4 protein-coding genes are annotated in these 3,878 nt (G+C 60.3%); 1 reads left to right on the top strand and 3 read right to left on the bottom strand.

Going from position 1 to position 3,878, the window contains the following annotated elements; translation table 11 throughout:
- Positions 1 to 128: 128 nt before the first annotated feature.
- Both FVQ98_RS19445 and FVQ98_RS19450 read right to left on the bottom strand, forming a co-directional pair.
- Complete coding sequence (locus FVQ98_RS19445) at positions 129 to 767, bottom strand: 3-oxoacid CoA-transferase subunit B (RefSeq protein ID WP_147915106.1); 639 nt, start codon at positions 765 to 767, stop codon at positions 129 to 131.
- Positions 768 to 778: 11 nt separating this feature from the next.
- On the bottom strand, positions 779 to 1,480 hold the full coding sequence (locus FVQ98_RS19450; protein WP_147915107.1) for a CoA transferase subunit A: 702 nt from the start codon (positions 1,478 to 1,480) through the stop codon (positions 779 to 781).
- 204 nt (positions 1,481 to 1,684) lie between these two features.
- Between FVQ98_RS19450 and FVQ98_RS19455 the strand changes: the two genes are divergently transcribed.
- Positions 1,685 to 2,278 (top strand): LuxR C-terminal-related transcriptional regulator, encoded by a 594-nt coding sequence (locus tag FVQ98_RS19455; RefSeq protein WP_147915109.1) that lies wholly within the window; start codon positions 1,685 to 1,687, stop codon positions 2,276 to 2,278.
- Between the two features lie 49 nt (positions 2,279 to 2,327).
- Here FVQ98_RS19455 and FVQ98_RS19460 read toward each other — a convergent pair whose 3' ends face one another.
- Positions 2,328 to 3,164 (bottom strand): DUF3037 domain-containing protein, encoded by an 837-nt coding sequence (locus tag FVQ98_RS19460; RefSeq protein ID WP_187265823.1) that lies wholly within the window; start codon positions 3,162 to 3,164, stop codon positions 2,328 to 2,330.
- Positions 3,165 to 3,878: the final 714 nt, after the last annotated feature.

A 3,878-nucleotide genomic window follows, 5' to 3' on the forward strand; every position in this document is an offset into this window, starting at 1 on the left:
AAAAGGGAACGTCGTTTCAACGTTCCCTTTGTAAGCCATCAGCGAAGCAGTAGGGCTTAACTGACTGGCATTGCCCCGTGGGGCGCTTTTCTATCGGGCCATGGCCGCCAACCCGTGGCGGCAGCGCCTTATTGCACCAGCGTCACGCCGGTCTTGCTTTGCGCGTCTTCCAGCGTCACGCCGTCGGCCAGCTCGACCACTTTCAGGCCCGTGTCGGTCACGTCGAACACGCCCAGGTCGGTGATGATGCGGTCGACCACCTTCACGCCGGTCAGCGGCAGCGTGCACTGCGGCAGGATCTTCAGGTCGACCGAGCCGTCCTTCTTCTTGGCCACGTGCTCCATCAGCACGATCACGCGGTCCACGCCGGCCACCAGGTCCATGGCGCCGCCCATGCCCTTGACCATCTTGCCGGGGATCATCCAGTTGGCCAGGTCACCGCCTTCAGACACCTGCATCGCGCCCAGGATCGACAGGTTGATCTTGCCGCCGCGGATCATGGCGAACGACTGGTCGCTGCCGAAAATCGCCGACCCGGGGATCGTCGTCACCGTCTGCTTGCCAGCGTTGATCAAGTCCGGGTTGACTTCGTCTTCCGTCGGGAAGGGGCCAATGCCCAGCATGCCGTTTTCAGACTGCAGCCACACCTCTTTGTCGCCCGTGTGGTTGGCCACCAGCGTGGGAATGCCAATGCCCAGGTTGACGTAGAAACCGTCTTCCAGCTCTTGCGCCGCGCGTGCGGCCATCTGATCTTGAGTCCAAGCCATGGTGCTACTCCTTAAGCGGGGCGGGTGGTGCGCTTTTCAATGCGCTTTTCCGGGTTGGCGTTCAGCACGATGCGGTGCACGTAGATGCCAGGCAGGTGCACGTCGTCGGGGGCGATCTCGCCCACTTCCACGATCTTTTCCACTTCCACGATGCAGACCTTGCCGGCCGTCGCCGCCGCCGGGTTGAAGTTGCGTGCCGTCAGGTTGAAGCGCAGGTTGCCGCTCTTGTCGGCCACGTCGGCCTTGACCAGCGCCACGTCGGGCACCAGGGACCGCTCCATCACATACGTCTGGCCGTCAAATTCGCGGATTTCCTTGCCTTCGGCCACGATGGTGCCCACGCCCGTCTTGGTGAAGAAGGCCGGGATGCCCGCGCCGCCCGCGCGCAGCTTTTCAGCCAGCGTGCCTTGGGGGGTGAATTCCAGTTCCAGTTCGCCCGCCAGGTACTGGCGCTCAAACTCTTTGTTTTCGCCCACGTAGCTGGCGATCATCTTCTTGATCTGGCGCGTCTCCAGCAGCTTGCCCAAGCCAAAGCCGTCCACACCCGCGTTGTTGGACACGCAGGTCAAGTCCTTTACGCCGGAATCGCGCAACGCTTCGATCAGCGCCTCGGGGATGCCGCACAGGCCAAAGCCGCCGACGGCCAGCATCTGGCCATCCTTGACCACACCGGCCAACGCCTCCTTGGCGGAGGCATAAATCTTGTTCGCCATGTTCACTCGCTCTGAAACAGTGGAAGGGAAGGACGAGCTTGCGGCCGCGCGGCCACGCCATCCTGCAATGACATGCGGCCCGCGCCACCGCGCCCCCGCACCACCAATGACGATACTACATATAGACATACGTAGTATTACGTCATGGTGACCCCCAAGCTGCCGCCGCGCGACACCCCCGCGCCCACCGCCCGCGCCCCCCAAATGGAGGCAGCGCCCAGCCACGCCGCCATCGATTACCAGCTCGCGTTTGAACACGCGCCCATGGGCATGGTGCTGTCACGCCAGCGCGTCATGGTCGACTGCAACGCCTTTGTGTGCGAGATGTTTGGCGCCACGCGCGAGCAGCTCATCGGCCAGTCCTTCGCCATGCTCTACCCCAGCGTCGCCGAATACGAACGCCTGGGCCAGCGCATGCTGCCCATCCTCAACGCCAGCGGCCGCTATGCCGACCACCGCATGATGCGGCGCGTCGGCAACCTGCACGGCGCCCTGGCGGGCGAGACCTTCTGGTGCCACGTCATCGGCCGCGCCCTTAACCGCGACGCCCCGCACGAAGCCGGCATCTGGACCTTTGAAGACCTGGGCGCCCGCCGCAGCAGCAGCACCAACAAAGCCCACCTGACCCCGCGCGAACGCGAAGTCGCCGCGCAGCTGATGCAAGGACTGACCAGCAAACAGATTGGCCGGCAGTTGGAAATCAGCCACCGCACGGTGGAGCTGCACCGGGCGCGCTTGATGCGCAAGTACGCGGCGGCGACGACGGCGGAGTTGGTGCAGAAGTTGATGGCGGGGTGAAGGATTGTCTCGAGCTCACGCATCCATCGCGCAACGCTTGATGCTCGAACTAATGCAACGGACGCTCTTCGGTAGACGCGGCCCTGTGCATCGCGTCCACGTAGCGCTGCCAATCTTGCCCACTTTCCCGAACTATGAAATCGTCGGCATGTCGCTCAAGAAGGTTCATGCTCGCTTGAACCTGTGCAGAAGCGCCCGTTACGACAACATAGCGTTTGAGATTATTTGAACCGACCGATTCAAGGGCCTGCACAAGCAGCAAAGTCTTTGCTTGCGCCTCTTGTCTTTTCGATGACGCGACTCGAACTCGAAAGTCGACAGTCTCTGTGATGTGAAGCCGCCCATTTTTTAAAGCGAATTCTGCAAACAACCCGACGTCGGGATCGATCGGGTAATTTGGAACCACCAGATGCTTCGAAATGTCGGTCGGGTTCGACCCCAGGATCCGCGCGTCGCGGAAAACCTGTCGCAGCTCTGTATGCAACCGGCTCGTCTGAGGCGCTCTGTATCGTCTCTTCACCGGTGCCAGGACGTAGTTGGAAAGCAATTCTTCAATCACCTTCTCGTCAGCGTCCCCGTGCGCATCAATCATGCCGGTAGGACTAAGCGTGATGCCTGCGCCGACGCTGAAGAATCGAATCTGCTCTTCAATTGGTACACGATCGTCGCGAAGGCCTGTTAATGCCACCTGCATTTTCTTAGCTTGATCGAAAAACCGGCTCAACGAGAAGTTTGGATCTAGGGCCAACAGCTTGCCTTGATTCGAAGCAAAAGAAACACGCGTCCCACGGGGAGTAAACAACACCACGCCGACATTGACCACCTCCTGACGATGCAGATCGGGCTGGTACCTGACTAGAGAGAAAAGAAGAGTGTCTGTATTCATAGCAGAGTCTTGATCCACGAGATTCGTGCACGCCACTGTGGGGACCACCACCAGTTCACCAAATCGACTACATCCTGTGGCTCCAACCATCCCTCAGGAACCGACCCGACGACGCCACGCCAAGCGTTCTTGGATAGGTTGGAAAGGCACTCCAAAGTTCTCAATGCCTCGCCGGCAAGCAAAACATCGTGCCGTTTTGCCATGACGTAATAGTCATGGCTCTGGTCGTGCCCCTGGGGCAAGTCTGAGCCGGGACCAAAAGCCGGAGTCGGCAAGGGCCAACGATAAAACCAAGCACGAGAGAAGTCGATTGGTCGAAGGAGCGTCCCGCCCCCCGCCGCGGTGATGAGCCATTGTCCTTTGTGACGGTCGCCGTTCGCGACGAACAGATCAAGTACATAGGTCATGCTAACTACGTCGGGGTTATCTCCCTCCAGGCGCGAGACTGGAACGAACTCACGATCCAAAACGTTCCCTTCGAGCCGAGAGCCGATCGCGTCTCGCCCATCGGGCAGGATGCAATGTTCCCAATCAGGGACAGGTAGATCGAGGCACTTAGCCAAGCCGTGGCAGATCCACTCGCTGGCTGGCATCAATTTGTGCCATCCAATGCTCGCCTTGAGAACGTAGCGCTGCCCACTTAGGGAAGGTCTGCACGAATTACTTGGAAGTGAGCTACGCCCGTCCGTGAGATAAAGCCTGCCCCAGCAAGGC

Source organism: Ottowia flava, from assembly GCF_008017535.1.
Lineage (GTDB): Bacteria > Pseudomonadota > Gammaproteobacteria > Burkholderiales > Burkholderiaceae_C > Ottowia > Ottowia flava.

Bases quoted from the DNA above. Each gene is read 5' to 3' on its own strand.
- FVQ98_RS19445 (WP_147915106.1), bottom strand. From the start codon at position 767: ATGGCTTGGACTCAAGATCAGATGGCCGCACGCGCGGCGCAAGAGCTG.
- FVQ98_RS19450 (WP_147915107.1), bottom strand. From the start codon at position 1,480: ATGGCGAACAAGATTTATGCCTCCGCCAAGGAGGCGTTGGCCGGTGTG.
- FVQ98_RS19455 (WP_147915109.1), top strand. From the start codon at position 1,685: ATGGAGGCAGCGCCCAGCCACGCCGCCATCGATTACCAGCTCGCGTTT.
- FVQ98_RS19460 (WP_187265823.1), bottom strand. From the start codon at position 3,164: ATGAATACAGACACTCTTCTTTTCTCTCTAGTCAGGTACCAGCCCGAT.